Source organism: Streptomyces sp. NPDC046939 (assembly GCF_040644575.1).
GTDB lineage: Bacteria > Actinomycetota > Actinomycetes > Streptomycetales > Streptomycetaceae > Streptomyces.
Window position 1 is genome coordinate 46,456 of record NZ_JBEYWV010000023.1, and the last position, 23,359, is coordinate 69,814.

At 69.3% G+C, this 23,359-nt stretch carries 24 protein-coding genes; 13 read left to right on the forward strand and 11 right to left on the reverse strand.

Annotation, left to right across the window (positions count from 1 at the left end; genetic code table 11):
* Window positions 1-76: 76 nt before the first annotated feature.
* Both ABZ877_RS24515 and ABZ877_RS24520 read left to right on the forward strand, forming a co-directional pair.
* Entirely contained in the window at window positions 77-2,878 is a 2,802-nt protein-coding gene (locus ABZ877_RS24515; RefSeq protein ID WP_361074693.1) for a transglycosylase domain-containing protein, read from the forward strand.
* Between the two features lie 128 nt (window positions 2,879-3,006).
* Entirely contained in the window at window positions 3,007-4,506 is a 1,500-nt protein-coding gene (locus ABZ877_RS24520; RefSeq protein WP_361074695.1) for a glycosyltransferase 87 family protein, read from the forward strand.
* Window positions 4,507-4,593: 87 nt separating this feature from the next.
* On the opposite strand, the gene ABZ877_RS24525 is transcribed toward ABZ877_RS24520, so the two are convergent.
* The 3 genes from ABZ877_RS24525 to ABZ877_RS24535 all read right to left on the reverse strand — a co-directional run bounded on the left by ABZ877_RS24525 (window position 4,594) and on the right by ABZ877_RS24535 (window position 7,353).
* Window positions 4,594-5,625: an alanine racemase gene (locus ABZ877_RS24525; RefSeq protein WP_361074697.1), complete on the reverse strand. Its 1,032-nt coding sequence runs from the start codon at window positions 5,623-5,625 to the stop codon at window positions 4,594-4,596.
* 156 nt (window positions 5,626-5,781) lie between these two features.
* Window positions 5,782-6,903, reverse strand: a complete 1,122-nt coding sequence (gene femX / locus ABZ877_RS24530) for a peptidoglycan bridge formation glycyltransferase FemX (RefSeq protein WP_361074699.1) — start codon at window positions 6,901-6,903, stop codon at window positions 5,782-5,784.
* 129 nt (window positions 6,904-7,032) lie between these two features.
* A complete protein-coding gene (locus tag ABZ877_RS24535; protein ID WP_361074701.1) occupies window positions 7,033-7,353 on the reverse strand; it encodes a hypothetical protein in 321 nt (106 codons plus the stop codon).
* 289 nt (window positions 7,354-7,642) lie between these two features.
* Here ABZ877_RS24535 and rpsF point away from each other — a divergent pair, with 289 nt between their 5' ends.
* From rpsF to rplI, 4 genes are all read left to right on the forward strand, one after another.
* A complete protein-coding gene (rpsF, locus tag ABZ877_RS24540) occupies window positions 7,643-7,933 on the forward strand; it encodes a 30S ribosomal protein S6 (RefSeq protein ID WP_052578287.1) in 291 nt (96 codons plus the stop codon).
* Window positions 7,934-8,005: 72 nt separating this feature from the next.
* Window positions 8,006-8,596 (forward strand): single-stranded DNA-binding protein, encoded by a 591-nt coding sequence (locus tag ABZ877_RS24545; protein WP_361074703.1) that lies wholly within the window; start codon window positions 8,006-8,008, stop codon window positions 8,594-8,596.
* A 57-nt stretch (window positions 8,597-8,653) separates the two neighbouring features.
* Window positions 8,654-8,890: a 30S ribosomal protein S18 gene (gene rpsR, locus ABZ877_RS24550; RefSeq protein ID WP_003949403.1), complete on the forward strand. Its 237-nt coding sequence runs from the start codon at window positions 8,654-8,656 to the stop codon at window positions 8,888-8,890.
* An 18-nt stretch (window positions 8,891-8,908) separates the two neighbouring features.
* The gene (gene rplI / locus ABZ877_RS24555) at window positions 8,909-9,355 is read left to right on the forward strand and encodes a 50S ribosomal protein L9 (protein ID WP_361074705.1); all 447 of its coding nucleotides are present in this window, start codon (window positions 8,909-8,911) and stop codon (window positions 9,353-9,355) included.
* Between the two features lie 139 nt (window positions 9,356-9,494).
* Here the strand turns inward: rplI and ABZ877_RS24560 are convergent, their stop codons facing one another.
* Window positions 9,495-10,832, reverse strand: a complete 1,338-nt coding sequence (locus tag ABZ877_RS24560) for an MATE family efflux transporter (protein WP_361074706.1) — start codon at window positions 10,830-10,832, stop codon at window positions 9,495-9,497.
* 459 nt (window positions 10,833-11,291) lie between these two features.
* Here ABZ877_RS24560 and dnaB point away from each other — a divergent pair, with 459 nt between their 5' ends.
* Together dnaB and ABZ877_RS24570 are read left to right on the forward strand one after the other, a co-directional pair.
* A complete protein-coding gene (gene dnaB, locus ABZ877_RS24565; RefSeq protein ID WP_361074708.1) occupies window positions 11,292-12,770 on the forward strand; it encodes a replicative DNA helicase in 1,479 nt (492 codons plus the stop codon).
* Between the two features lie 97 nt (window positions 12,771-12,867).
* Entirely contained in the window at window positions 12,868-14,247 is a 1,380-nt protein-coding gene (locus tag ABZ877_RS24570) for a serine hydrolase domain-containing protein (protein ID WP_361074710.1), read from the forward strand.
* Window positions 14,248-14,332: 85 nt separating this feature from the next.
* Here ABZ877_RS24570 and ABZ877_RS24575 read toward each other — a convergent pair whose 3' ends face one another.
* A complete protein-coding gene (locus tag ABZ877_RS24575; RefSeq protein WP_361074712.1) occupies window positions 14,333-14,785 on the reverse strand; it encodes a GNAT family N-acetyltransferase in 453 nt (150 codons plus the stop codon).
* A gap of 34 nt (window positions 14,786-14,819) precedes the next feature.
* Window positions 14,820-15,278, reverse strand: a complete 459-nt coding sequence (locus ABZ877_RS24580; RefSeq protein ID WP_361074714.1) for a MarR family transcriptional regulator — start codon at window positions 15,276-15,278, stop codon at window positions 14,820-14,822.
* A 142-nt stretch (window positions 15,279-15,420) separates the two neighbouring features.
* On the opposite strand from ABZ877_RS24580, the gene ABZ877_RS24585 reads away from it, so the two are divergent.
* Window positions 15,421-16,626: an MFS transporter gene (locus tag ABZ877_RS24585; protein ID WP_361074716.1), complete on the forward strand. Its 1,206-nt coding sequence runs from the start codon at window positions 15,421-15,423 to the stop codon at window positions 16,624-16,626.
* 37 nt (window positions 16,627-16,663) lie between these two features.
* Here ABZ877_RS24585 and ABZ877_RS24590 read toward each other — a convergent pair whose 3' ends face one another.
* Window positions 16,664-17,530, reverse strand: coding sequence for a GNAT family N-acetyltransferase (locus tag ABZ877_RS24590; RefSeq protein ID WP_361074718.1), 867 nt, complete (start codon window positions 17,528-17,530; stop codon window positions 16,664-16,666).
* A 304-nt stretch (window positions 17,531-17,834) separates the two neighbouring features.
* Here ABZ877_RS24590 and ABZ877_RS24595 point away from each other — a divergent pair, with 304 nt between their 5' ends.
* Window positions 17,835-19,067, forward strand: coding sequence for a globin domain-containing protein (locus ABZ877_RS24595; protein WP_361074720.1), 1,233 nt, complete (start codon window positions 17,835-17,837; stop codon window positions 19,065-19,067).
* A gap of 19 nt (window positions 19,068-19,086) precedes the next feature.
* Here the strand turns inward: ABZ877_RS24595 and ABZ877_RS24600 are convergent, their stop codons facing one another.
* From ABZ877_RS24600 to ABZ877_RS24615, 4 genes are all read right to left on the reverse strand, one after another.
* On the reverse strand, window positions 19,087-19,569 hold the full coding sequence (locus ABZ877_RS24600; protein ID WP_361074722.1) for an NUDIX hydrolase: 483 nt from the start codon (window positions 19,567-19,569) through the stop codon (window positions 19,087-19,089).
* 59 nt (window positions 19,570-19,628) lie between these two features.
* Window positions 19,629-20,534 carry a LysR family transcriptional regulator gene (locus ABZ877_RS24605; protein WP_361074724.1) on the reverse strand — a complete coding sequence of 302 codons (906 nt, stop codon included), beginning with the start codon at window positions 20,532-20,534 and terminating at the stop codon, window positions 19,629-19,631.
* A gap of 198 nt (window positions 20,535-20,732) precedes the next feature.
* Entirely contained in the window at window positions 20,733-21,224 is a 492-nt protein-coding gene (locus tag ABZ877_RS24610; protein WP_361074726.1) for a low molecular weight protein-tyrosine-phosphatase, read from the reverse strand.
* Window positions 21,225-21,229: 5 nt separating this feature from the next.
* Complete coding sequence (locus ABZ877_RS24615) at window positions 21,230-21,607, reverse strand: phage holin family protein (protein ID WP_361074728.1); 378 nt, start codon at window positions 21,605-21,607, stop codon at window positions 21,230-21,232.
* Between the two features lie 81 nt (window positions 21,608-21,688).
* On the opposite strand from ABZ877_RS24615, the gene ABZ877_RS24620 reads away from it, so the two are divergent.
* From ABZ877_RS24620 to ABZ877_RS24630, 3 genes are all read left to right on the forward strand, one after another.
* Complete coding sequence (locus tag ABZ877_RS24620; RefSeq protein ID WP_361074730.1) at window positions 21,689-22,006, forward strand: cupin domain-containing protein; 318 nt, start codon at window positions 21,689-21,691, stop codon at window positions 22,004-22,006.
* Window positions 22,007-22,151: 145 nt separating this feature from the next.
* Window positions 22,152-22,364: a DUF5326 family protein gene (locus ABZ877_RS24625; protein WP_361074732.1), complete on the forward strand. Its 213-nt coding sequence runs from the start codon at window positions 22,152-22,154 to the stop codon at window positions 22,362-22,364.
* Between the two features lie 178 nt (window positions 22,365-22,542).
* Window positions 22,543-23,313, forward strand: coding sequence for a helix-turn-helix domain-containing protein (locus tag ABZ877_RS24630; protein WP_361074733.1), 771 nt, complete (start codon window positions 22,543-22,545; stop codon window positions 23,311-23,313).
* Window positions 23,314-23,359 lie beyond the last annotated feature (46 nt).

Below are 23,359 nucleotides of genomic sequence, written 5' to 3' on the forward strand. Positions count from 1 at the left end.
GTACGTCGGGGGGACCGGACACCAGACGCCGTTTCCAGGCGCGCGAGGCCGCGCCTGCCCGAGGAGTAATCGTTCGATGAGCGAGCACCGTCGCAAACCGCCGCAGCCGCAGGGCGGGCGCGCCGCGGCCCGTCGCGGAGCGTCAGGAGAACCGTCGGGCCGCCGCGCGGCACCGCGCGGCAGCACCGCGTCGCCTTCCGGTTCCTACGATCCCCCGAGTTCCTCGGGTTCGTACGGCAGCCAGGGTGACGATCAACCTTGGGGAGGACGCGCGGAGGCGCGCCGCGCCGCGCAGCGCGGTGGTGGGCGGCGCAGGGCCGCCGAGGGCGGCGCCGGACGCGGTGGCGCCGGTGGAGGCGGGCGCCGCGGTGGCGGTGGCCCTGGCGGTCCGAGCGGCCCCGGGCGCGGCAAGGGGCGTGGTCCGCAGAAGAAGCGGTTCATCGACTACCCGCGCGCGAACAAGTGGGGCTGGCGGCGCTGGGTGCCGTCCTGGCGGCTCGTGACCGGGACGGGCTTCGGCTTCCTGGGCGGCATGATGCTGGTCGCGGGAATCGCGTACGCGATGGTGGGCGTGCCCAAGATGGCCGACACGGCCAAGGCGCAGAACAACGTCTACTACTGGGCGGACGGCACGCAGATGGTCGCCACCGGTGGTGAGACCAACCGCCAGATCATCAAGTACGAGGACATCCCCAAGTCCATGCGGGATGCGGTCATGTCGGCGGAGAACAAGACGTTCGAGACCGACAAGGGCGTCGACCCCATGGGTATCGCGCGCGCCGTGTTCAACATGGCGAAGGGCGGCCAGACCCAGGGTGGCTCGACCATCACCCAGCAGTACGTGAAGAACGCGATGCTGGACGACCAGTCGCAGACGGTCAGCCGGAAGCTGAAGGAACTCCTCGTCTCGATCAAGGTCGGCCGCACGGTCGACAAGGACGACGTGATGGCCGGTTACCTGAACTCGGCGTACTACGGCCGCGGCGCCTACGGAATCCAGGCCGCCGCCCGCACGTACTTCGGCAAGGACGCGGCGAAGCTCCAGCCGAACCAGACCGCCTTCCTCGCCGCCGTCCTCAAGGGCGCCACGTACTACGACCCGGCCGGCTCCCCCGAGATCGACCCGGTGAACGCCACGCAGGAGAAGAACACCGAGCGCGCCACGGCCCGCTGGAAGTGGATCCTGGACGAGGAGGTCAAGGACGGCCACCTGTCCGCCGCGGATCGCGCCAAGTACACCGAGTTCCCGAAGCTTCAGAACCCGCGCTCGAATGCCCAGCTCAGCGGTCAGATCGGCTACCTCGTCGACCTCGCCAGGGCGTCTGTGATCAAGAACAGCGAAGGGAAGATCACCGAGAACGCCTTGCGGCTCGGTGGCTACGAGATCCACACGACCTTCGACCGCAAGAAGGTGGACCAGCTCGAAGCCGCGGTCAAGAAGGTCCGCAAGGAGAACCTCGACGAGAAGCGCAAGGTCAACGGGGTGTACGTCGACAAGTACGTCCAGTTCGGCGGCGCATCCGTCTCGCCCAAGGACGGCGCCATCGAGGCGATCTACGGCGGTGAGGACGCGACGAAGCACTTCACCAACAACGCGGACGTGACCGGTGCCCAGGTCGGCTCGACGTTCAAGCCGTTCGTTCTGGCAGCGGCCTTTGAGTGGGGTGTCAGGAACCCGCAGGGGCCGCCGGACCAGGACGAGTCGCAGCGCACCGTCGTCTCGCCGAAGAGCCTCTACAGCGGCCAGAACGGCCTGAAGATCCACGACTACAACGGCGAGGTCTGGATGAACGAGAAGGGCGAGCAGTGGAACCAGAAGAACGACGGCAAGAAGTCGTACAACCCGCCGAGCTACCAGATCGACCTGCGTGAGGCGATGCGTGAGTCCGTGAACTCGGCTTACGTGCAGCTCGGCATGGACGTGGGGCTGAACAAGGTGAAGGAGGCCGCGCAGAAGGCCGGCATCCTGGACAACAGCTTCGCCAGCGCCAGGTACCCGTCGTTCTCGCTCGGCACGTCCGACCCGAGCGCGATCCGTATGGCCGGTGCCTATGCGACCTTCGCGGCCAGCGGCCAGCAGAACGACCCCTACTCGGTGACGTCCGTGAAGCACGAGGGCGAGACCGTGTACCGGCACGAGGCGACGCCGGAGCGCGCCTTCGCCTCCAAGGTCGCCGACAACGTGACCGACGTGCTGAAGACGGTCGTCGAGAAGGGCACCGGTACCAACGCCGCGCTGCCGGGCCGCGACGTGGCCGGCAAGACGGGTACCACCGACGGCAACAAGTCCGCCTGGTTCGTGGGCTACACCAAGCAGCTGTCCACGGCGATCACGATGTACCGGATGGACGACAACGAGAAGTCCAAGAACCGCAAGTTCCTGGAGATGTACGGGACGGGCGGCCAGCAGAAGATCCACGGTGCCTCGTTCCCGTCGGAGATCTGGCACGACTACATGGCCCAGGCCATGAAGGGCCTGCCGAACGAGTCGTTCCCGGAGCCCGAGCCCATCGGCAAGGTCGTCGGCGCGACGCCCACTCCCACTCCGACGCCGACGACCCCCAAGCCCACGCCGACGACCCCCAAGCCCACGCCGACCAAGACGACGCCGAGCCCGACCACATCCGCCCCGTCGTCTCCGACCCCCACGGAGACCTGCAACAAGTGGACGGACTGGAACTGCGGCAAGGACGGGGGGACGACGGACGGCGGGACCGACAACGGCGGAACCACGGACGGCGGCACGGCCGACGGTGGGACGACCGGAGGCCAGACCACGGACGGCGGGACGACCGAAGGCACGACCGGCGGCGCGAACAGCGGCAATACCAATGGTCAGACCGGAGGGGGCTTCATCGGAGGCAAGGACGGCCAATAGGTCCCAGTGCTAGCGCTGCGTGTTTCACGTGAAACGCTGCGCGTTCTCCAGGTGGCGAGGGCCGTCGCACCGAACCGGGTGCGGCGGCCCTCGCCCCGTTCTCAACCACGTACGGCAGGATGTGCGGCATGCCCAGTGCAGAGACGACGCGTATGAGCCAACCCGAACCGGAGCCGGTGCGGCCCACCAGGGAGGACGAGGTCGCGGCCGCCGGAGTTGAGTTCATCGGCGGCCCCCTCGGCGTACGGGCGCTGGTCGGCCGGTCGTGGTGGACACCGGTACGCGTCATCGCGCTGGTGATGCTCGGCATGTTCGCGCTCGGGATGGTCCAGAAGTTCCCCTGCTACGACGGAGGCTGGTTCTTCGGGGCGAGCTCGCAGTACACGCACGCCTGCTACTCGGACATCCCGCACCTGTACCAGGGGCGGGGCTTCGCGGACGGTCTCGTGCCGTACTTCGACAAGCTGCCCGGCGACATGGACTACCTCGAGTACCCGGTCCTCACCGGTGTGTTCATGGAGGTCGCCTCGTGGCTGACCCCCGGCAGCGGCTCCATCCAGCACCAGGAGCAGGTGTACTGGATGGTCAATGCCGGGATGCTGATGATCTGCGCCGTGGTCATCGCCGTCTGCGTCACCCGGACCCACCGGCGACGGCCCTGGGACGGCCTCCTGGTCGCCCTTGCGCCCGCGTTCGCGCTGACCGCCACCATCAACTGGGATCTCTTCGCAGTGGCGCTCACAGCGGCCGCGATGCTGATGTGGTCCCGGGGGCGCGCTCTCGCCTTCGGTGTGCTCCTCGGCCTCGCCACCGCCGCCAAGCTCTATCCCGTCCTGCTGCTGGGTCCGCTGTTCGTGCTGTGCTGGCGGGCCGGTAAATGGCGGCCGTTCATCGCCGCGACGGGCGGCGCGCTCGTGGCCTGGCTCGTCGTGAACGTCCCGGTGATGCTGCTCGCGCCCGAGGGCTGGTCGAAGTTCTACACGTTCAGCCAGGAGCGCGGCGTCGACTTCGGATCCTTCTGGCTGGTCATCTCCCAGCACATGGACACGCCGCTCGACACCGACGTCGTCAACACGCTCGCCACGGCCCTGATGGTGCTGGCGTGCCTCGGCATCGGGGGACTCACGCTGACCGCGCCGCGCCGTCCGCGCTTCGCGCAGTTGGCCTTCCTCGTCGTCGCGGCCTTCATCCTCACCAACAAGGTCTACTCACCGCAGTACGTACTGTGGCTGATCCCGCTCGCCGCTCTGGCGCGGCCCAAGTGGCGGGACTTCCTGGTCTGGCAGGCCTGCGAGATCGCGTACTTCCTCGGGATCTGGCTGTACCTCGCGTACACGACCAGCGGAGACAAGCACCAGGGCCTGCCGACCGAGGGCTACCAGTTGGCGATCACCGCGCACCTCCTGGGCACGCTGTACCTGTGCGCCGTCGTCGTGCGCGACATCTGGCTGCCCGAACGGGACGTGGTGCGCCGTGGCGGTGGGGACGATCCCTCGGGTGGCGTGCTGGACGGCGCGGAGGACGTCTTCGTGCTCGGCCACGCGGCCCGTCCCCCGCGCCATGCGGACCTTGACGGGGAGCAGCCGCCGTCGGTGAGCTGGGGCAAGGAAGCCGACAGTTCGCTGTGAGCGAACAAGAGGCTTGAGGGCAACGGGAGCGGGGCCGGACATTTGGTGGTGTCCGGCCCCGCTCTCACATCCGTGCTGGACGTGGCCTCAGCGGTCCACGAGCCGGTCGAACTGCGTGGTGGTGTGGCGCAGGTGGGCCACCAGCTCCTCGCCCACCCTCGGCTCGGCGGCGTCCGAGGGCACGAAGAGGATCGACACCTGCATGTGCGGCGGCTCGGCGAACCAGCGCTGCTTGCCGGACCAGACGAACGGCGCGAGGTTGCGGTTCACGGTCGCCAGGCCGGCGCGGGCGACGCCCTTGGCACGCGGCATGACGCCGTGCAGCGCCTTGGGGGCCTCCAGGCCCACCCCGTGCGACGTGCCGCCCGCGACGACCACGAGCCAGCCGTCGGAGGCCGCCTTCTGCTGCCGGTAGCCGAACCGGTCGCCCTTGGCGACGCGCGTGACGTCCAGGATCGCACCGCGGTACTCGGTCGCCTCGTGGTCGCCCAGCCACAACCGGGTGCCGATCCGCGCGCGGAAGCGGGTCTGCGGGAACTGCTGCTGCAGCCGCGCCAGCTCCTCGGCCTTCAGATGGCTGACGAACATGGTGTGCAGCGGCAGCCTGGCCGCGCGCAGCCGGTCCATCCACCCGATGACCTCCTCGACGGCGTCCGAGCCGTCGGTGCGGTCCAGCGGGAGGTGGATCGCGAAGCCCTCCAGGCGCACGTCCTGGATGGCGTGCGCGAGAAGCGGCAGGTCCTGCTCGGTCACGCCGTGCCGCTTCATCGAGGACATGACCTCGATGACGACGCGGGCGCCCACGAGGCCGTGCACGCCGTCCACGGAGGAGACGGAGCGGATGACGCGGTCGGGCAGCGGAACCGGTTCTTCACCGCGCCGGAACGGCGTCAGGACCAGCAGGTCACCGCTGAACCAGTCCTTGATCCGAGCGGCTTCGTAGGTGGTCCCGACGGCGAGGATGTCGGCGCCCAGACGGGTGGCCTCCTCCGCGAGTCGTTCGTGGCCGAAGCCGTATCCGTTTCCCTTGCAGACGGGTACGAGTCCCGGAAACTGCTCGAGCACGTGCTTGTGGTGCGCCCGCCAGCGCGCGGTGTCGACGTAGAGCGTGAGCGCCATGGCCCGGTCCCGGAACCTTTCTCGTGGCTGCGGTGTATCAGAGGTATGAAAGAACTTTGGAGCTACGTGAATTGTGCCGGGTCCGCGGCGAAAGCGGATCGGGGTGTGCCGGGACGGGCCACTGGGGGCGCCGTGCCCGGCTCACGGGTGCCGATGTCAGCGCCGGGACATGTACATGTCGAGCGCCTTGTGCAGCAGCTTGTTGAGCGGGAAGTCCCACTCGCCGAGGTACTCGGCGGCCTCGCCGCCCGTGCCGACCTTGAACTGGATCAGGCCGAAGAGGTGGTCCGTCTCGTCGAGCGAGTCGCTGATCCCGCGCAGGTCGTAGACGGTGGCGCCAAGCGCGTAGGCGTCGCGGAGCATCCGCCACTGCATCGCGTTCGAGGGCCGGACCTCGCGCCCGATGTTGTCGGAGGCGCCGTAGGAGTACCAGACGTGGCCGCCGACGACGAGCATCGTGGCCGCCGAGAGGTTCACCCCGTTGTGGCGCGCGAAGTACAGCCGCATGCGATTGGGGTCCTCGGAGTTGAGGGCCGTCCACATGCGCTGGAAGTACGAGAGCGGGCGCGGGCGGAAGCGGTCGCGCACGGCCGTGATCTCGTACAGCCGCTGCCACTCGGCGAGGTCCTGGTAGCCGCCCTGGACGACCTCGACACCGGCCTTCTCGGCCTTCTTGATGTTGCGGCGCCAAAGCTGGTTGAAGTTCTTGTGGACCTCTTCCAGGGAGCGGTTGGCGAGCGGCACCTGGAAGACGTAGCGCGGCTGGACGTCACCGAAGCCGGCGCCGCCGTCCTCGCCCTGCTGCCAGCCCATGCGGCGCAGCTTGTCGGCGACCTCGAAGGCGCGGGGCTCGATGAAGTCCGCCTCGATGTCGCGCAGGCGCTTCACGTCCGGGTCCTGGATGCCCTTCTTGATGGAGGTGGCCTCCCAGCGCCGGATGACGACCGGCGGCCCCATCTTCACCGAGAAGGCACCCTGCTGCTTCAGGTGCGCCAGCATCGGGCGCAGCCAGTCGTCGAGGTTGGGCGCGTACCAGTTGATGACCGGGCCCTCGGGGAGGTACGCCAGATACCGCTTGATCTTGGGGAGCTGGCGGTACAGCACCAGGCCCGCGCCGACCATCTCGCCCGTGCGGTCGTCGAACCAGCCCATGCTCTCGGAGCGCCATTCGGCCTTCACATCAGCCCAGGCCGGGACCTGCATGTGGCTCGCCGCGGGCAGGCTCTGGATATAGGCCAGATGCTGCTCTCGGCTGATGGTCCTCAGGGTCAGGCTCATTCGGGGCGCTCCTCGGGCTGGTGTGGCTCCCTGGGTACAGGGGCTCCGGCTCTCGCGCCGAAGCCTACTGCGCCCGGTGAGCGCCCCGGTTGGCTGTATGGGGGGTCGACCTCCGATGGGGCGCTGACCTCACCCGATGACGCCGCCGAAGAGGCCGCCGTGGGCCATGCCGATGAAGAAGCCGACCGCCGAGGCGCCGAGGCCGAGGATCAGGGCGAAGCGTTCGCGTGTCGTCTCCGAGACGAACTGGCCGTACGCCCCGGTCAGGATCCCGATGAGGCCGGTCCAGGAGCTCACGAGGTGGAGGTTGTGCCAGATCGAGGTGATGATCGCGATCAGTCCGAGCACCGCGGTCACCGCGACCAGGGTGTCGGGCACCGGATGGGGCTTGCCGTCCGAGGCGAAGAGACCGCCGGCGTGAGAGCTGTTGGTTCGCATTGCTTGTGCCATGAGGGCACCTCCTGCGGAAGGCGGCGCATCGTAGCGCCGTTCACACCCGTCGTATACAGAGTGGGGGCCTCTTCCGCCGGATTTCAACCGGAAGCCGGGGTGCGGGTAGTCTGTACCGTCTGCATTGGTGTCTGCCCACGTCCCGACATGGGACTAGTACCCGCTGATCTGCATGGTCGTCCTTCGCGACGACCGATTGTCAGTGGCGGCCGATACCGTTGCTCACGCATAACAACCCTCCTGCCACGGAACGACCGTGGCCGCTGAGTCCAAAGGAGGTGGGTTCCACATGCGTCACTACGAGGTGATGGTCATCCTCGACCCCGATCTCGAGGAGCGTGCTGTCTCCCCGCTGATCGAGAACTTCCTCTCCGTGGTCCGTGAGGCCAACGGAAAGGTCGAGAAGGTCGACACCTGGGGCCGTCGTCGTCTCTCGTACGAGATCAAGAAGAAGCCCGAGGGCATCTACTCGGTCATCGACCTGCAGGCCGAGCCTGCGGTCGTCAAGGAGCTCGACCGGCAGATGAACCTGAACGAGTCGGTCCTCCGGACCAAGGTCCTCCGTCCCGAGACCCACTGAACCTCCGGTTCAGCGGTTCTGGGATCCGAGTAGCAGCAAGCAGTCCGCAGCAAACCCGCCGAGAGGTACCCCATGGCAGGCGAGACCGTCATCACGGTCGTCGGCAATCTTGTCGACGACCCCGAGCTGCGCTTCACCCCCTCCGGTGCGGCGGTCGCGAAGTTCCGCGTCGCGTCCACTCCCCGCACCTTCGACCGGCAGACCAATGAGTGGAAGGACGGCGAGAGCCTGTTCCTGACGTGCTCGGTCTGGCGTCAGGCGGCGGAGAACGTCGCGGAGTCGCTCCAGCGAGGCATGCGCGTCATCGTGCAGGGCCGGCTGAAGCAGCGGTCCTACGAGGACCGTGAGGGCGTCAAGCGCACGGTCTACGAGCTGGACGTCGAGGAGGTCGGCGCCAGCCTGCGCAACGCCACGGCCAAGGTCACCAAGACCAGCGGTCGCGGTGGCCAGGGCGGTTACGGCGGCGGTGGCGGCCAGCAGGGCGGCGGCTGGGGCGGTGGCCCCGGTGGCGGTCAGCAGGGTGGCGGCGGTGCTCCCGCCGACGACCCCTGGGCGACCGGCGCGCCGGCCGGCGGCGGCCAGCAGCAGGGCGGCGGCGGTGGCGGCTGGGGCGGAAGCTCCGGCGGCTCCGGCGGCGGCTACTCGGACGAGCCCCCCTTCTAGGCCCCCGGGCCGAGGGTGGGCCGTACCCCCACTTCTTGATCACACAGGAGATACACCATGGCGAAGCCGCCTGTGCGCAAGCCGAAGAAGAAGGTCTGCGCTTTCTGCAAGGACAAGGTCACGTACGTGGACTACAAGGACACGAACATGCTGCGGAAGTTCATTTCCGACCGCGGCAAGATCCGTGCCCGCCGCGTGACCGGCAACTGCACGCAGCACCAGCGTGACGTCGCCACGGCCGTCAAGAACAGCCGTGAGATGGCGCTGCTGCCCTACACGTCCACCGCGCGATAAGGAAAGGGTGACCGAATCATGAAGATCATCCTTACCCACGAGGTCTCCGGCCTCGGCGCCGCCGGCGAGGTCGTCGACGTCAAGGACGGGTACGCCCGTAACTACCTGATCCCGCGGAACTTCGCGATCCGCTGGACCAAGGGTGGCGAGAAGGACGTCGCGCAGATCCGTCGTGCGCGCAAGATCCACGAGATCGCGACGATCGAGCAGGCCAACGAGATCAAGGCCAAGCTCGAGGCCGTGAACGTGCGTCTGGCCGTCCGCTCCGGCGACGCCGGTCGTCTCTTCGGCTCCGTCACCCCGGCCGACGTCGCTTCGGCGATCGAGGCTGCCGGTGGCCCGAAGATCGACAAGCGTCGCGTCGAGCTGGGCTCGCCGATCAAGACGCTGGGCGCCCACGAGACGTCCGTGCGTCTGCACCCCGAGGTTGCCGCCAAGGTCAACGTCGAGGTCGTCGCTGCCTGAGCCCTGCCCTGAGCAGAGCGCATAGCGCAGATGGGGCCGCACCCTTCGGGGTGCGGCCCCATCCGTTTGTGGGCATCGCGCCGTTTCACGTGAAACTTGCGCCGTTTCACGTGAAACGGGACCCGGTGTCACCCCCCGGTCAGCGGGTGGCGCCTGTGACAGCCCAGCGGCCGGAGCGGTAGCGCAGCCAGAGCGTCGCCATACGTACGGCCATCATCAGCGCCATCGCTCCCCATACGGCGGTGAGACCGCCGCCGAGCACTGGCACCAGCAGAGCCACCGGGGTGAAGATCGCCAGGGTGATCAGCATCGCCCAGGCCAGGTAGGAGCCGTCGCCCGCGCCCATCAGGACACCGTCGAGTACGTAGACGATGCCGCAGACGGGCTGGGAGACGGCGACCACGATCAGGGCGAGCAGCGCCGCGTCCTGGACGGTCTGATCGCTGGTGAACAGCGGAACGTAGAGTGGTCGGCCCGCGATGACCAGGACGCCGAGAGCGATACCCGCGGCGACGCCCCACTGCACCATGCGGCGGCATACGTCGCGTGCGCCCTGGGCGTCGTCGGCACCCAGGTAGCGGCCGATGATGGCCTGTCCGGCGATGGCGATGGCGTCGAGTGCGAAGGCCAGCAGGTTCCACAGGGACAGGATGATCTGGTGTGCGGCGACATCGGCGTCGCCGAGCCGGGCCGCGACCGCGGTGGCGATCATCAGAATCGCCCGCAGCGAGAGCGTGCGGACGAGCAGGGGCGCACCGGCCTGGGCGCAGGCCCGGATGCCTGCCGCGTCAGGTCGCAGCGATGCGCCGTGGCGTCGGGCGCCCCGGACGACGACGACCAGGTAGACCACTGCCATGCCCACCTGGGCGATGACGGTCCCCCAGGCAGATCCGGCGATGCCGAGGTCGGCGCCGTAGACCAGGCCGAGGTTGAGCGCGGCGTTGGCGACGAAACCGGCGACGGCCACGTACAGCGGGGTCTTCGCGTTCTGCAGGCCCCGCAGGACGCCGGTGGCGGCGAGGACCACGAGCATGGCGGGGATGCCCAGTGCCGAGATGCGGAGATAGGTGACGGCGTAGGGCGCGGCGGTGTCGGAGGCGCCGAGGAGTTCAACGATGGCGGGGGCGGTGGGCAGCACGACGGCGATGACGGCGGCGCCCAGGAGGAGGGCGAGCCAGATGCCGTCCATCCCCTGCTGGATCGCTGCCCGCAGATCGCCGGCGCCGACCCGGCGTGCGACGGCCGCCGTGGTCGCGTAGGCGAGGAAGACGAAGACGCTGACCGCGGTCGTGAGGAGGGCCGAGGCGACGGCGAGTCCGGCCAATTGAGCGGTACCGAGGTGGCCGACGATGGCGCTGTCGGCCATGAGGAAAAGAGGCTCTGCGACGAGCGCGCCGAAGGCCGGGACGGCCAGAGCCACGATCTCTCGGTCGTGCCGTCGCCGGGCGGCCTTGGGGGTCACGGAAGCCTGTGTCATGGGCACCAATCTAATCTTCCACAGGTAAGAGATGCAACGCCATATGAACCCTTACTTGAGGCGTGCTCATATGGGCGGTCCGGTGCCGTCGTGAGAGAACCCGCGCCGACTGGGAAAGTTTTTCTTCTGCACAGCCGGTGGATGGGATAAGTGCAGGTCAGGCCCTGTGTGTGGAAGAGGCTGAGGGCTTGTTCACAGGGCTGTCCACCGGGTCGTGCACAGGATTTACCGAGTTCTCCACAGGTAGAGGGCCGTCATCCACACCGCCTGTGGATAACCAGATTGGCTGACGGTGCCGACACGCCTAACGTGGGGCGGCGCCCACCGTGTCGGCCGGCCCCGAAAACCTCGGGAAAACCCCGCGTCACAACCGGAATCGGGCGCCTTATTTGTCAGTGTCGTGCCGTAGGAATGAGAGGCACGGCGAGGTCCGCTCGGCGGACGGGAGGAGGTGGCCCGGTGAGTATCTCCGAGCCCTTGGACGACCCCTGGGCCGACAGCGGTCCCAGCGACCGTCTGCCCTCTTCCCGGCAGAGCCGCCAGGGCGGCCGCGGGCGAAGCGACGAGCACGAGCGCGGCAGGGAGGGCGGGGCCTGGGACGACGGCCCGGCCACCTTCGAGCGCGTACCGCCCCAGGACCTGGATGCCGAGCAGTCGGTGCTCGGTGGCATGCTCCTGTCGAAGGACGCCATCGCCGACGTCGTCGAGGTCCTCAAGGGCGCCGACTTCTACAAGCCGGCGCACGAGACGATCTTCCAGGCGATCCTCGACGTCTACGCCAAGGGCGAGCCGGCCGACCCGATCACCATCGCCGCCGAGCTGACCAAGCGCGGCGAGATCAACAAGGTCGGTGGCCCCGCCTATCTTCACACCCTCGTCCAGACCGTCCCCACCGCGGCGAACGCCGAGTACTACGCGGAGATCGTCCACGAGCGGGCCGTGCTGCGGCGCCTCGTCGAGGCGGGCACGCGGATCACGCAGATGGGGTACGCGGCGGACGACGACGTCGACGAGATCGTTAACAAGGCGCAGGCCGAGATCTACGCGGTCACCGAGCAGCGCACCAGCGAGGACTACCTCCCGCTCGGCGACATCATGGAGAGCGCGCTCGACGAGATCGAGGCGATCGGCTCACGCAGCGGTGAGATGACCGGCGTGCCGACGGGGTTCACGGACTTCGACTCCCTGACCAACGGCCTGCACCCGGGCCAGATGATCGTCATCGCGGCCCGCCCCGCCATGGGTAAGTCGACGCTCGCCCTCGACTTCGCGCGCGCCGCGTCGATCAAGCACAACCTGCCCAGCGTCATCTTCTCCCTCGAGATGGGGCGCAACGAGATCGCGATGCGTCTGCTGTCGGCCGAGGCGCGCGTCGCCCTGCACCACATGCGGTCCGGCACGATGACCGACGAGGACTGGACGCGGCTCGCGCGCCGCATGCCCGAGGTCTCGGCCGCGCCGCTCTACATCGACGACTCCCCGAACCTGTCGATGATGGAGATCCGCGCGAAGTGCCGCCGCCTCAAGCAGCGCCAGGACATCAAGCTCGTGATCATCGACTATCTGCAACTGATGCAGGCCGGCGGGTCCAAGCGCTCCGAGAGCCGTCAGCAGGAGGTGTCGGACATGTCCCGTAACCTCAAGCTGCTGGCCAAGGAGCTCGAAGTCCCTGTCATCGCGCTCTCGCAGCTCAACCGTGGCCCCGAGCAGCGCACGGACAAGAAGCCGATGGTGTCCGACCTGCGTGAGTCCGGCTCCATCGAGCAGGACGCCGACATGGTCATCCTGCTCCACCGCGAGGACGCCTACGAGAAGGAGTCGCCCCGCGCGGGCGAGGCCGACATCATCGTCGGCAAGCACCGAAACGGCCCGACGGCCACGATCACGGTCGCCTTCCAGGGCCACTACTCGCGCTTCGTGGACATGGCGCAGACCTGATTCCTTCGCGGACCGCGGCGACGGGCGTACCGCATCCTTGATCAGCCTCCGGTGAAATCGGCTCGACGCCGGGCGGCACCCACGGTGGACTGGGCGCATGACGACACCCGCAGAACTGCTCCCCGCCACTCGCCGCGCCCTCCTGCACCGCATCGCCGTCGCGCAGAGGGACGGGCGCGCGCCGTCTCTCTGCGCGGCGGTCGGCCGTGACGGGAAGCTGGTGTGGACCGGTTCGCGTACCTCGGTGGATGGGCGCGGCCCCGATGAGGACGTCCAGTACCGGATCGGCTCGATCACGAAGACCTTCACCGCTGTGCTGGTGCTGCGCCTGCGCGACGAGGGGCTGCTCGATCTGGCCGACCCGTTGGAGAAGCACCTCCCGGGAACCGGTGCGGGAGACGTCACGATCGCCCAACTGCTCGCCCACACCGGTGGGTTGGCGGCGGAGACACCGGGCGAGTGGTGGGAGCGTTCGTCGGCCACGCTCCGCCCGACCCTCGCCGAAGTCCTGGGGGAGCAGCCTTTCCGGCATCCGGTCGGGCGGCGCCATCACTACTCCAACCCGGGTTACACATTGCTCGGCTCGCTGGTGGAGGCGGTGCGCGGTGTCCCGTGGGAGGAGGCGCTGCGCGGTGAGATTCTGGAGCCGCTCGGGCTGAGCCGCACGAGTGTCTCGGCGCAGGCGCCGCACGCCGGGGGCTGGGCCGTGCACCCGTATGCCGATGTACTGCTGCCCGAGCCCAGCGAGGACCTCGGGCTGATGGCGCCCGCCGGTCAGTTGTGGTCCACCGCCCGGGACCTCACCGCCTTCGCGGCGTTCCTGACCACGGGGGACGACCGCGTCCTGAGCGCGGAGTCCGTACGGGAGATGCGTACGCCCGCGGCGCCGACGCTGCCCGGCGACTGGGAGGCGTCCTACGGCCTCGGAATGCAGGTGGTCCGAGGGGGCGGGCGCACGCTGGCGGGCCACACCGGTTCGCTGCCGGGGTTCGTGGCGGGCCTGTGGCTGAGCGAGGAGGACGGGCTCACCGCCGTCGCCCTGGCCAACTGCACGTCGGGTCTGCCCGCGGCGACCGTGGCAGCCGACCTCCTGCGGATCGTCGCCGAGGCCGAGCCGCGGATCCCCGAGCCGTGGCGGCCGCTGCCCGAGGTCGACCCGGCGGTTCTGGAGCTGACGGGACCCTGGTACTGGGGCACGCAGGTCGTGGCTCTGCGCCTGACCGCCGACGGCGGGGTGGATCTGGGCCCGGCGGCCGGTGCAGGGCGGCGCTCCCGGTTCCGCGCCAACGGTGACGGCACCTGGACGGGTCTCGACGGTTACTACGCGGGGGAGGTGCTTCGGGCGGTGCGGCGACAGGACGGTTCGGTGAGCCACCTGGATCTCGGATCGTTCGTCTTCACCCGGGAGCCGTACGGGCCGGACGCGCCCGTGCCCGGCGGGGTGGACGCGGAGGGATGGCGAGGACTGCCGCAGTAGCTAGAGACGGCGCCAGGAAGGACGGGGTACTCACCGGACCCGTTTCACGTGAAACAGGACCCGGGTGTTTCACGTGAAACCCGGGTCAGAGCTGTAGCTTGAACCCCACGTGCGATGCCGTGAACCCGAGCCGTTCATAGAAGCGGTGAGCGTCGGTACGGGTCGCGTCCGACGTCAACTGCACGAGCCGGCACCCCTCGCGCCGAGAGGTGTCGACGGCCCACTCGATGAGCCGCGTGCCCAGACCGCTGCCGCGCTCCCCGGCGTGGATGCGTACGCCCTCGATGATGGACCGGGTCGCTCCCCGACGGGAGAGGCCCGGCACCAAGGTGAGCTGCAGCGTGCCGACGATCTGGTCCCCGCGCAAGGCGACGACGAGATGCTGGTTCGGGTCGGAGGACAGGCGCGCGTGAGCGGCGAGGTACGGCGTGAGGTCCTCGGGCGACTCACGCTGAGCGCCGAGCGGGTCGTCGGCCAGCATCGCGACGATCGCCGGAACGTCATCCACCGTGGCCGCTCGTATTTCAAGATCTTCCATGGCGGCAGCCTAGGGCGCCGCCCGCCGATCCGGATCAGGCAGGAACCTGGAGTCCTTCGACGGCTCGGACGAACGGGGCCAGTTCGGGGTTCTCGGCCGCGGCGTCCAGGGCCTCGCGCAGGGCCCTCTCGTTCGTCGGGCGGGCTTCCCGCAGGAGGGCCAGGCCCGCCTCGGAGACGTTCGTGTAGATGCCGCGCCGGTCGGTGGGGCACAGGTAGCGCGACAGCAGGCCGCGGTCCTCGAGACGGGTCACGAGGCGCGTGGTGGCGCTCTGGCTGAGGACGACGGCGTCGGCGACCTGCTTCATCTGCAGGTGGCCGCCCTCTCCGTCGTGCTGGCGGCTGAGGACGTCGAGCAGGGAGTACTCGCGCACGCTCAGGTCGTGCTTGGCCTGGAGGGCACGCTCGATGTGCGCCTCGATCCTCCCGTGCAGCAGGGAAAGGGCGCACCAGCCCTGGGAGAGGGCGGTGAGTGCGGGGTCTGTCGCGGTCATGGCTCGTGGATCCTCCGTCCGGAGCGACTGCATACCAGGGTAATCGATCCGTGAAATTGCCCGCGCTTGCAATTAGCGCGCGTCTGCAATTATTGTGTTGACTCGTAAGGCGCACCTGCAACTGTCTGAAGGGTCAACCCCCATGCCTCTCGCGCTTCTCGCCCTCGCGATCGGGGCGTTCGGGATCGGAACCACCGAATTCGTGATCATGGGACTGCTTCCCGAGGTCGCGGGCGACTTCGGCGTCTCCATCCCCACGGCCGGATTCCTGGTGACCGGCTACGCCCTCGGCGTCATGTTCGGCGCCCCACTCATGACGGTCCTGGGCACGCGCGTCCCGCGCAAACGCATGCTGATGCTGCTCATGGGCCTCTTCATCGTCGGCAACCTGCTCTCCGCCGTCGCGCCCGTCTTCGCCGTGATGCTGATCGGCCGTGTGGTGGCCTCGCTCGCGCACGGCGCCTTCTTCGGCATCGGCTCGGTCGTCGCCGCCGAACTGGTCGCCCCGCAGAAGAAGGCCGGCGCGATCGCCATGATGTTCACCGGCCTGACCGTGGCCAACGTCGTCGGTGTGCCGCTCGGCACGTTCGTCGGCCAGGCCGCCGGCTGGCGCGTCACGTTCACGATCGTGGCCGCGCTCGGTGTCGTCGGGCTCCTCGGCATCGCCAAGCTGGTCCCGGACCTGCCCAAGCCCGAGGGTGTCCGCCTGCGCCACGAGATGGCGGCCTTCAAGAACGTCCAGGTGCTGCTGGCCATGGCCATGACCGTGCTCGGCTTCGGCGGCGTCTTCGCTGCCATCACCTACATCGCGCCGATGATGACCCACGTCACCGGCTTCGCCGACGGATCGGTGACCTGGCTGCTCGTTCTCTTCGGCCTCGGCATGGTCGGCGGCAACCTCGTCGGCGGCAGGTTCGCCGACCGCGCCCTGATGCCCCTGCTGTACGTCTCGCTCGGCGCCCTCGCGCTCGTGCTCGGCCTCTTCACGGTGACCGCCCACAACAAGGTCCTCGCCGCGGTCACCGTCGTACTGATCGGCGCCCTCGGCTTCGCGACCGTGCCGCCGCTGCAGAAGCGGGTCCTCGACCAGGCGTCCGGCGCCCCCACGCTCGCCTCGGCGGTCAACATCGGCGCCTTCAACCTCGGCAACGCCCTCTCCGCCTGGCTCGGCGGCATGGTGATCTCCGCGGGTCTCGGCTACACCGCCCCGAACTGGGTCGGCGCGGTGCTCGCCGCGAGCGCCTTGGTCCTGGCCGTCGTGTCGGCCGCGCTGGAGCGCCGCGCCCCTGAGCCGAGCGTGGTCGTCACCGGCTCCGAACAGCGGCAGGCCGAGCCGGTCCGCCACTGACCCGGCTGATCACCGCCCCGGCCCACCGCAGGTCTGGTCAGCCCGCCGCCACCGTCAACGGTGCGAAGCGGCGGGTCCAGTCCCCCGGCAGGTCCGGGGCGCCGTGGTTCATCACGGCGTTCTGGCTCACGCCCTCGAGACCCCGCTCCTTAAGCCAGGTCAGCAACTCCTCGTGGCGGACGTCGATATCGGTCCGCAGCGGCCGGTCCGTACCGGCCGCGAGGGAGGTGACCAGCGCCTTCGCCGTCTCGGTGTCGCGGGCGACCAGCGGCCCGACGACGTGCGTGTCCATGTTCGGCCAGGCGGCGGCGTACCCGATGAGCCGTCCGCCCTCCTCGGCCACGCGCAACTGGTCCGCGAAAGCGGGGAGCCGCGCCAGGACGTGCGTGCGGTCGGCGCCGAACACCTCGGCGTCCAGACGCAGGATCGCGGTCAGGTCCTCGGCTGTGGCCGCACGCGTGGCCACGGTCGGCGCCGGGCCCCCGGCGACGAAGCGGCCGCGCACCATCTCGGCCCGTCCGGTCACCTTGAAGCCCAGCTCCTCGTAGAGCGGGCGCCCGTACGGTGTCGCGTACAGCGTCAGCGGGGTCGTGCCGGCCTGCTCGACGATGTGGCGCATCAGGCGCCGTCCGACTCCTCGGCGTGCGTACCGCTCGGCGACCAGGACCATGCCGACAGCGGCCAGTTCGGGCCGTCCGTGTGGCCCGTACTCGGTCACGACGCAGGCGGTGAGGAGCCCGCCGTCGGGGGCGTCGATGCCGTAGCCGGTACCGGCGGCGAGCAGCAGCCCCCATTTGTGTTCCTCGCGGGGCCAGCCCCGGTCCTCGGAGAGGTCGGCGCAGGCGCGCACGTCGCGCGGGGTGAGACGGCGGATGGGCAGGTCGGGGAGGGAAGGTGTCGACACGCTGGTCAGGCTGTCGGACGGAGCCCGGTGGCGTCCACCGCTTTGCGTGCAGTGGCCCGATACTTTCGGCCACCGGCATCGGGCCCGGCCGTCCCCAGTGGCGGACACGGTGCCCGCGCGAGCCGTTCAAGGCCAACCAGGCGAAAGATCAACAACCTGTACTTTTCGGTTTCCCCTCAACAGGAGGGAAAGGAGTGGCACTCTGCGATGTGGACCTCTCCGTAGCGGCGTGCGGCCCATGCGGAAGTGTGCAGCGAGACGGACGTACGCAGACCGACCCGAGATGTTCGAGGCGAGGCATCGCATGGACGCTCCGAGCGCTACGCCGGCCGATTCCGGTCCGGGCGGCGGGGACGGCTGGTCCAGATCGCGCGCCGACCCGGCCCAGCGCGTACCGCCGCCCCGCTCCCTCGCCGAGAGGGCCTCTCCCGACGCGGTGCTCGTGCGGCGCACGATGGACGAGATCGGGCCCGTCGCCTCCCAGCTCACCTCGTACTTCTACGCACTGCTCTTCGTCCGCCACCCGGAGCTGCGTCCGCTGTTCCCCGTCGCGATGGACGCCCAGCGGGACCGCCTGCTCAAGGCGCTGCTGACGGCCGCTGACCACGTCGACAACAAGCTCGTGCTCGTCCCGTACCTGAAGAACCTGGGCCGCGGCCACCGCAAGTACGGCACGCGGTCGGAGCACTACCCGGCCGTCGGCGAGTGCCTCATCGCCGCGCTCGCCCGCTACGCCACGAGCACCTGGGACGAGGCGGCCGAGGCCGCGTGGGTCCGCACGTACACGACGATCTCCCAGGTGATGATCGACGCGGCCGCCGAGGACGAGGAGAAGGCGCCCGCCTGGTGGCTGGCCGAGGTCGTCGCGCACGAGCCGCGCACCTCCGACATCGCGGTCGTCACCGTCCGACCCGACCAGCCGTACCCCTTTCTGGCCGGTCAGTACACGACGCTCGAGACGCCGTGGTGGCCGCGGATCTGGCGGAACTACTCCTTCGCGTCGGCGCCCCGCGCCGACGGGCTGCTGTCGTTCCACGTGAAGGCCGTCCCGGCGGGCTGGGTGTCCAACGCCCTGGTCCACCGCGCCCGACCCGGCGACGTGCTGCGGCTCGGGCCGCCCGCCGGTTCCATGACCGTCGACCACAGCACCGACAGCGGCCTGCTCTGCCTGGGCGGCGGCACCGGCATAGCGCCCATCAAGGCGCTGGTGGAGGACGTCGCCGAGCACGGGGAGCGGCGGCCGGTCGAGGTGTTCTACGGGGCCCGCACCGACCACGACCTGTACGACATCGACACCATGCTGCGGCTCCAGCGCAGCCATCCGTGGCTCGCGGTCCGGCCCGTCGTCGACCGGCGGGCCCATCGGCACCTGCCGGACGCCGTGCGCGAGTACGGCCCGTGGAACGAGTACGACGCCTATCTCTCCGGCCCACCCGGCATGATCCGCACCGGGGTCGACACCCTGCGCGCCCTTGGCGTCCCGCACCACCGCATCCGCCACGACGCGGTGGAGGAACTGGTCGCGGCCGCGGACTGAATCCCGTGTCGGCTCAGGATCAGCCCAGGTCAGGCGCGTGCAGCGCCCGTACGCCCTCGATGTTGCCGTCCAGGTAGTGGCGCAGGGAGAGCGGCACCAGATGGACCGAGGCGATGCCGACGCGGGTGAACGGGACCCGTACGACCTCGTACTCGCCGCACGGCTCCTCGATCTCCGGGCCGTGGCGCTGGGACAGGTCCATCGACTCCAGCCTGCAGACGAAGAAGTGCTGGACCTTCACGCCGGTCGTCGCGGCGTCCTCACCGATGTGCTCGACGGTGTCCACGAAGCACGGCACCACGTCGGTGACCTTCGCGCCGAGCTCCTCGTGCACCTCGCGGTGCAGGGCGTCGACGACGGTCGTATCCTCCGGTTCGACGCCCCCGCCAGGAGTCACCCAGTACGGATCGACGCCCGGCTTGGTCCGCTTGATGAGGATGAGGTGGTCGCCGTCGAGCAGAACGGCGCGTGCGGTGCGCTTGACCACGGGTCGGACGGTCATGGGAGAAATGTGGCCCGGCTGGTTCCACGTGAAACATCGCGCACCGCGCCCCGTGCCGCTCACGACCAGTCGACCGCAGCGCGCAGCAGCCACTCGTGCGCCCGCGCGATGTGCGGCGAGGCGAGCGTGCCGGTGCGTACGACGAGGAAGTAGGTGCGCAGCGGCGGTACCGGCGGATCGAGCAGCGCCACGACCTCACCCTGCTCCAGGGCGGAAGCGCAGAGATAGCGCGGCAGGACGGCAAGACCTGCGCCGGTGATCACGCAGGCGAGGACCGCGCGGAGGTCCGGCACGACGACGGTGCCGGAGACGGCGGGGCGGGAGTCGAAGACAGTGGCCCAGTACCGCTGGATCAGCGGCAGCGACTCATGGACCTCGACCATGGGGAGCTTCTCGAGGGAGGGCGCCGCAGCGCGGTGCAGCGCCCCGGAGCCGATCCGGGCGGCCCAGCGGGGTGAGGCGACCAGAACGTGCTCCTCGTCGCAGAGCGGAGTCGCCGTGAGCAGAGGGCCGCGCGGACGGGCCGTCGTGATGGCCAGATCATGATGTCCGGCGGCGAGCCCCTCCACGGATTCCTCGGCGGTGCCGAAGGAGGCACGTAAGGCGATGCTCTGGCCATCGTCCCTGGTCAGCTCCGTGAGCGCGGGCAGCGCGCGTTCCGCGGTGAACTCCGGCGGCCCCGCGATGTGCAGCGTGCGGACGGACGACTCCTCGTCGAGCCCGATCTCGGTGATCTCCATGAGGGCGTCGAGGTGCGGAGCCACCTTGTGCGCCAGCTCGTCGCCGATGGGCGTGGGGGTCACACCGCGCGCCTGGCGCAGGAACAACGGGCGGCCCAACTGCCGCTCCAGCGTGCGTATCTGCGAGGTGACCGCCGGCTGGGAGAGACCGAGCAGGGCGGCGGCGCGGGTGAAGGAACCGGCGCGGTGGACCGTGACGAAGGTGCGCAGCAAAGCGAGGTCCATGGTGACGCGCCTCCCTCCCGACCCTGGGGACGCGCTCAACTATAAATATGCGGATGAGTCCCTGTCGCTACGGTGATTGGACACTGACAGAGAGTCAACTAGCCTTGTGGGCGCGGTTCTTCGCGCGCAGAACCGGGACGGTCCGAGCCACGAGGGGGGAGGCTCGGGCCGTCTGTTGTGCGTAGCCCCCGTACTGGCTCAGGCCGCCCGCTCCTCCACCGCCTCGCGCACGGCGTCGAGCAGCCCGTCGCTCGCCGTCTCCACCATCCGCAGGCACTCCTCGAAGCCGGCCGGGCCGCCGTAGTACGGGTCGGGGACGTCCAGGTCGTCGCCCGCCCCGGGGTCGTAGGACCGCAGCAGGCGGATCTTCTCCGCGTCCTGCGGGCTCGGCGCCAGGCGGCGCAGGGTGCGCAGATGGCTCGCGTCGAGGGCGATCACGAGGTCGAGGCGGGCGAACCAGTCGGCGTCGAACTGGCGGGCCGTGTGCGCGGTGGCGTAGCCGTGCTCATCGAGGACGTGGATGGTGCGCGGGTCGGCGCCCTCCCCGACGTGCCAGCCGTCGGTGCCCGCGCTGTCGATCTCGACGGCGCCGGACAGTCCGGCCTCCTCGACGCGGGTGCGGAAGACATGCTCGGCCATGGGTGAGCGGCAGATGTTGCCCGTGCACACGAAGCAGACGCGGTAGGTCATGGCGGTCAGTCCTTCTCGGGCAGGACGACGTTCAGCGCCCAGGAGACGATCGAGATGATGAGGCCGCCGAGGACGGCGGTCCAGAAGCCCTCGACGTGGAAGCTCAGGTCGAGCTTGTCGGCCAGCCACGACGTGAGGAGCAGCATCAGGGCGTTCACGACCAGTGTGATCAGGCCGAGGGTGAGGATGAAGAGCGGGAAGGTGAGGACCTTCACGACGGGCTTCACCAGCCAGTTGACCAGGCCGAAGAGGAGCGCCACCAGGATCAGGGTGCCGATCTTCTTGCCGGTGCCGTCCCCGGTCAGCGTGATCTTGTCGACGAGCAGCACCGCGACGGCCAGGGCCCCTGCGTTGGCGATCGTCTTGACTAGGAAATTCAACATGTGTCTGATCGTGGCAGACGGGACCGGCGGTGTTGCCGGTGACGAGTGTGACGAGCGCGAACAGCGAGGACGACAAAGGCGATGAAGGCATTCCGGCTGGACGAACTGGAGGCGGAGCGCGCCGCCAACGACGGCGCCTATCTGCAGTTCCTGCGTGAGCGGAACATGTCGGTCGGGCTGTACGCGCTGAACGCGGGGGCGCAGGACCCGCAGCAGCCGCACCAGCAGGACGAGGTCTACCTCGTGGTCAGCGGCCGGGCGTCGATCACGGTCGGCATGGAGACCACCCAGGTCGGGCGCGGCAGCGTGGTGTACGTGCCGGCGGGTGTGGCCCACAAGTTCCACCACATCAGCGAGGACCTGCGGGTCCTGGTCGTCTTCTCTCCCCCGGAGAGCTGACTCCGGACCCCGGGATTCCCTAGGGGGCGGGTCAGGGGAGGACAGGGGATCGCGGCGCCCCGCGCGCGCTCCCGACGTGTCAGCATCGAGTACAGGAAATCGGAAGAGTCCCGACAAGGGCCTCGGGAGCGAAGGAGCGAGGGCAGTGCGAGAGATTTTCGCGGGCATGCCGTGGTGGGTGAAGTGGGTCGCGGTGCCGGTCATCGCTCTGGTCGTGTTCGGCGGGCTGATCGCCAGCGTCGTCGGGTTCGTGATCGGCCTGCTCTTCAAGGTGCTGGTGTTCGCCGCCCTGGTGGGTGGAGTCGTCTACCTCGTGCGGAGGTTCATGGCGGGCTCGTCCTCGCGCAGCGACTGGTGAACAACGGCGGGGCGCGGGGCCCCGTTCGTTGTGGGGTGCGACGGTTCGCTGAAACGGGGGGAGTTTCCGCTCCGGGCGGGCACCCAGCGGTGGCCAACGGTTAGGGTCCGGATTCCGATGCCCCCGATCCCCGCCAGTCCGGGAAGCGCGGGGGACGCACGCGTACCGGGAGTGAACCGTGGCCGATCCCGCATCCGCAGCCCCGCAGACGCTCATCGGCTCCGTCCAGCGCGCCATGCGGCTGCTCGAGGCGGTCGCCTCCCACGGCGAGGGGGCTCCCGCCAAGCAGCTCGCCCGAGAGGCCGGGGTCGCCCTCCCCACGGCCTACCACCTGTTGCGCACGCTGGCCCACGAGGGCTACCTCCGCAAGGACAGGGGTGTCTTCCTGTTCGGGGACGCGATCGAGCGGCTGAGCAGCGGCGCAGCTCAGCAGAATCGTCGCGGCATGATCACTGACGCGCTGCGCCACTGGCGGGACACGCTCGGCGTGCCCGTCTACTTCGCGATCTACCGCGACGGCGAGATCGAGATCGTCTCCGTCGCCGACACCCCGGCCAGCCCCGCCGTCGCCGAGTGGGCCGACTTCGCCGCGACCGGCCACGCGCACGCGATCGGCCAGTGCCTGCTCTCCCAGCTCAGCGAGGAGGCCCGCCGCGACCACCTCGACCGCTACCCGGCCCATGCCCTCACCCCGTACTCGGTTCCGGACAACGAGACCCTGCTGCGCAAGCTGCGGACGGTGGGACGCATGGAACCGCTCATCGAACGCCAGGAGTACGCGCTGGGCACGGCCTGCGCCGCGTTCCCCGTCACCATCGGCTCGACCGCAGCGGCGGTGGCCGTCTCCCTCCCCGCCCATCAGGCGGACAGACTGCTGCCCCTCGCACATCGTTTGCAGGACGAGATCGGCCGTCTCGTAGGGACACTCGCCTTCTCTATCAGCATGTGAAAACTCACTCCTTGTAATCCCCCGTGTACGTTGAGCAAGATGCCAG

Bases quoted from the DNA above. Each gene is read 5' to 3' on its own strand.
- rpsR (WP_003949403.1), top strand. From the start codon at position 8,654: ATGGCGAAGCCGCCTGTGCGCAAGCCGAAGAAGAAGGTCTGCGCTTTC.
- ABZ877_RS24515 (WP_361074693.1), top strand. From the start codon at position 77: ATGAGCGAGCACCGTCGCAAACCGCCGCAGCCGCAGGGCGGGCGCGCC.
- rpsF (WP_052578287.1), top strand. From the start codon at position 7,643: ATGCGTCACTACGAGGTGATGGTCATCCTCGACCCCGATCTCGAGGAG.
- ABZ877_RS24600 (WP_361074722.1), bottom strand. From the start codon at position 19,569: ATGACCGTCCGACCCGTGGTCAAGCGCACCGCACGCGCCGTTCTGCTC.
- ABZ877_RS24575 (WP_361074712.1), bottom strand. From the start codon at position 14,785: ATGGAAGATCTTGAAATACGAGCGGCCACGGTGGATGACGTTCCGGCG.
- ABZ877_RS24610 (WP_361074726.1), bottom strand. From the start codon at position 21,224: ATGACCTACCGCGTCTGCTTCGTGTGCACGGGCAACATCTGCCGCTCA.
- ABZ877_RS24585 (WP_361074716.1), top strand. From the start codon at position 15,421: ATGCCTCTCGCGCTTCTCGCCCTCGCGATCGGGGCGTTCGGGATCGGA.
- femX (WP_361074699.1), bottom strand. From the start codon at position 6,903: ATGAGCCTGACCCTGAGGACCATCAGCCGAGAGCAGCATCTGGCCTAT.
- ABZ877_RS24525 (WP_361074697.1), bottom strand. From the start codon at position 5,625: ATGGCGCTCACGCTCTACGTCGACACCGCGCGCTGGCGGGCGCACCAC.
- ABZ877_RS24520 (WP_361074695.1), top strand. From the start codon at position 3,007: ATGCCCAGTGCAGAGACGACGCGTATGAGCCAACCCGAACCGGAGCCG.
- rplI (WP_361074705.1), top strand. From the start codon at position 8,909: ATGAAGATCATCCTTACCCACGAGGTCTCCGGCCTCGGCGCCGCCGGC.
- ABZ877_RS24615 (WP_361074728.1), bottom strand. From the start codon at position 21,607: ATGTTGAATTTCCTAGTCAAGACGATCGCCAACGCAGGGGCCCTGGCC.
- ABZ877_RS24560 (WP_361074706.1), bottom strand. From the start codon at position 10,832: ATGACACAGGCTTCCGTGACCCCCAAGGCCGCCCGGCGACGGCACGAC.
- ABZ877_RS24605 (WP_361074724.1), bottom strand. From the start codon at position 20,534: ATGGACCTCGCTTTGCTGCGCACCTTCGTCACGGTCCACCGCGCCGGT.
- ABZ877_RS24545 (WP_361074703.1), top strand. From the start codon at position 8,006: ATGGCAGGCGAGACCGTCATCACGGTCGTCGGCAATCTTGTCGACGAC.
- ABZ877_RS24580 (WP_361074714.1), bottom strand. From the start codon at position 15,278: ATGACCGCGACAGACCCCGCACTCACCGCCCTCTCCCAGGGCTGGTGC.
- ABZ877_RS24595 (WP_361074720.1), top strand. From the start codon at position 17,835: ATGGACGCTCCGAGCGCTACGCCGGCCGATTCCGGTCCGGGCGGCGGG.
- ABZ877_RS24535 (WP_361074701.1), bottom strand. From the start codon at position 7,353: ATGGCACAAGCAATGCGAACCAACAGCTCTCACGCCGGCGGTCTCTTC.
- ABZ877_RS24570 (WP_361074710.1), top strand. From the start codon at position 12,868: ATGACGACACCCGCAGAACTGCTCCCCGCCACTCGCCGCGCCCTCCTG.
- ABZ877_RS24620 (WP_361074730.1), top strand. From the start codon at position 21,689: ATGAAGGCATTCCGGCTGGACGAACTGGAGGCGGAGCGCGCCGCCAAC.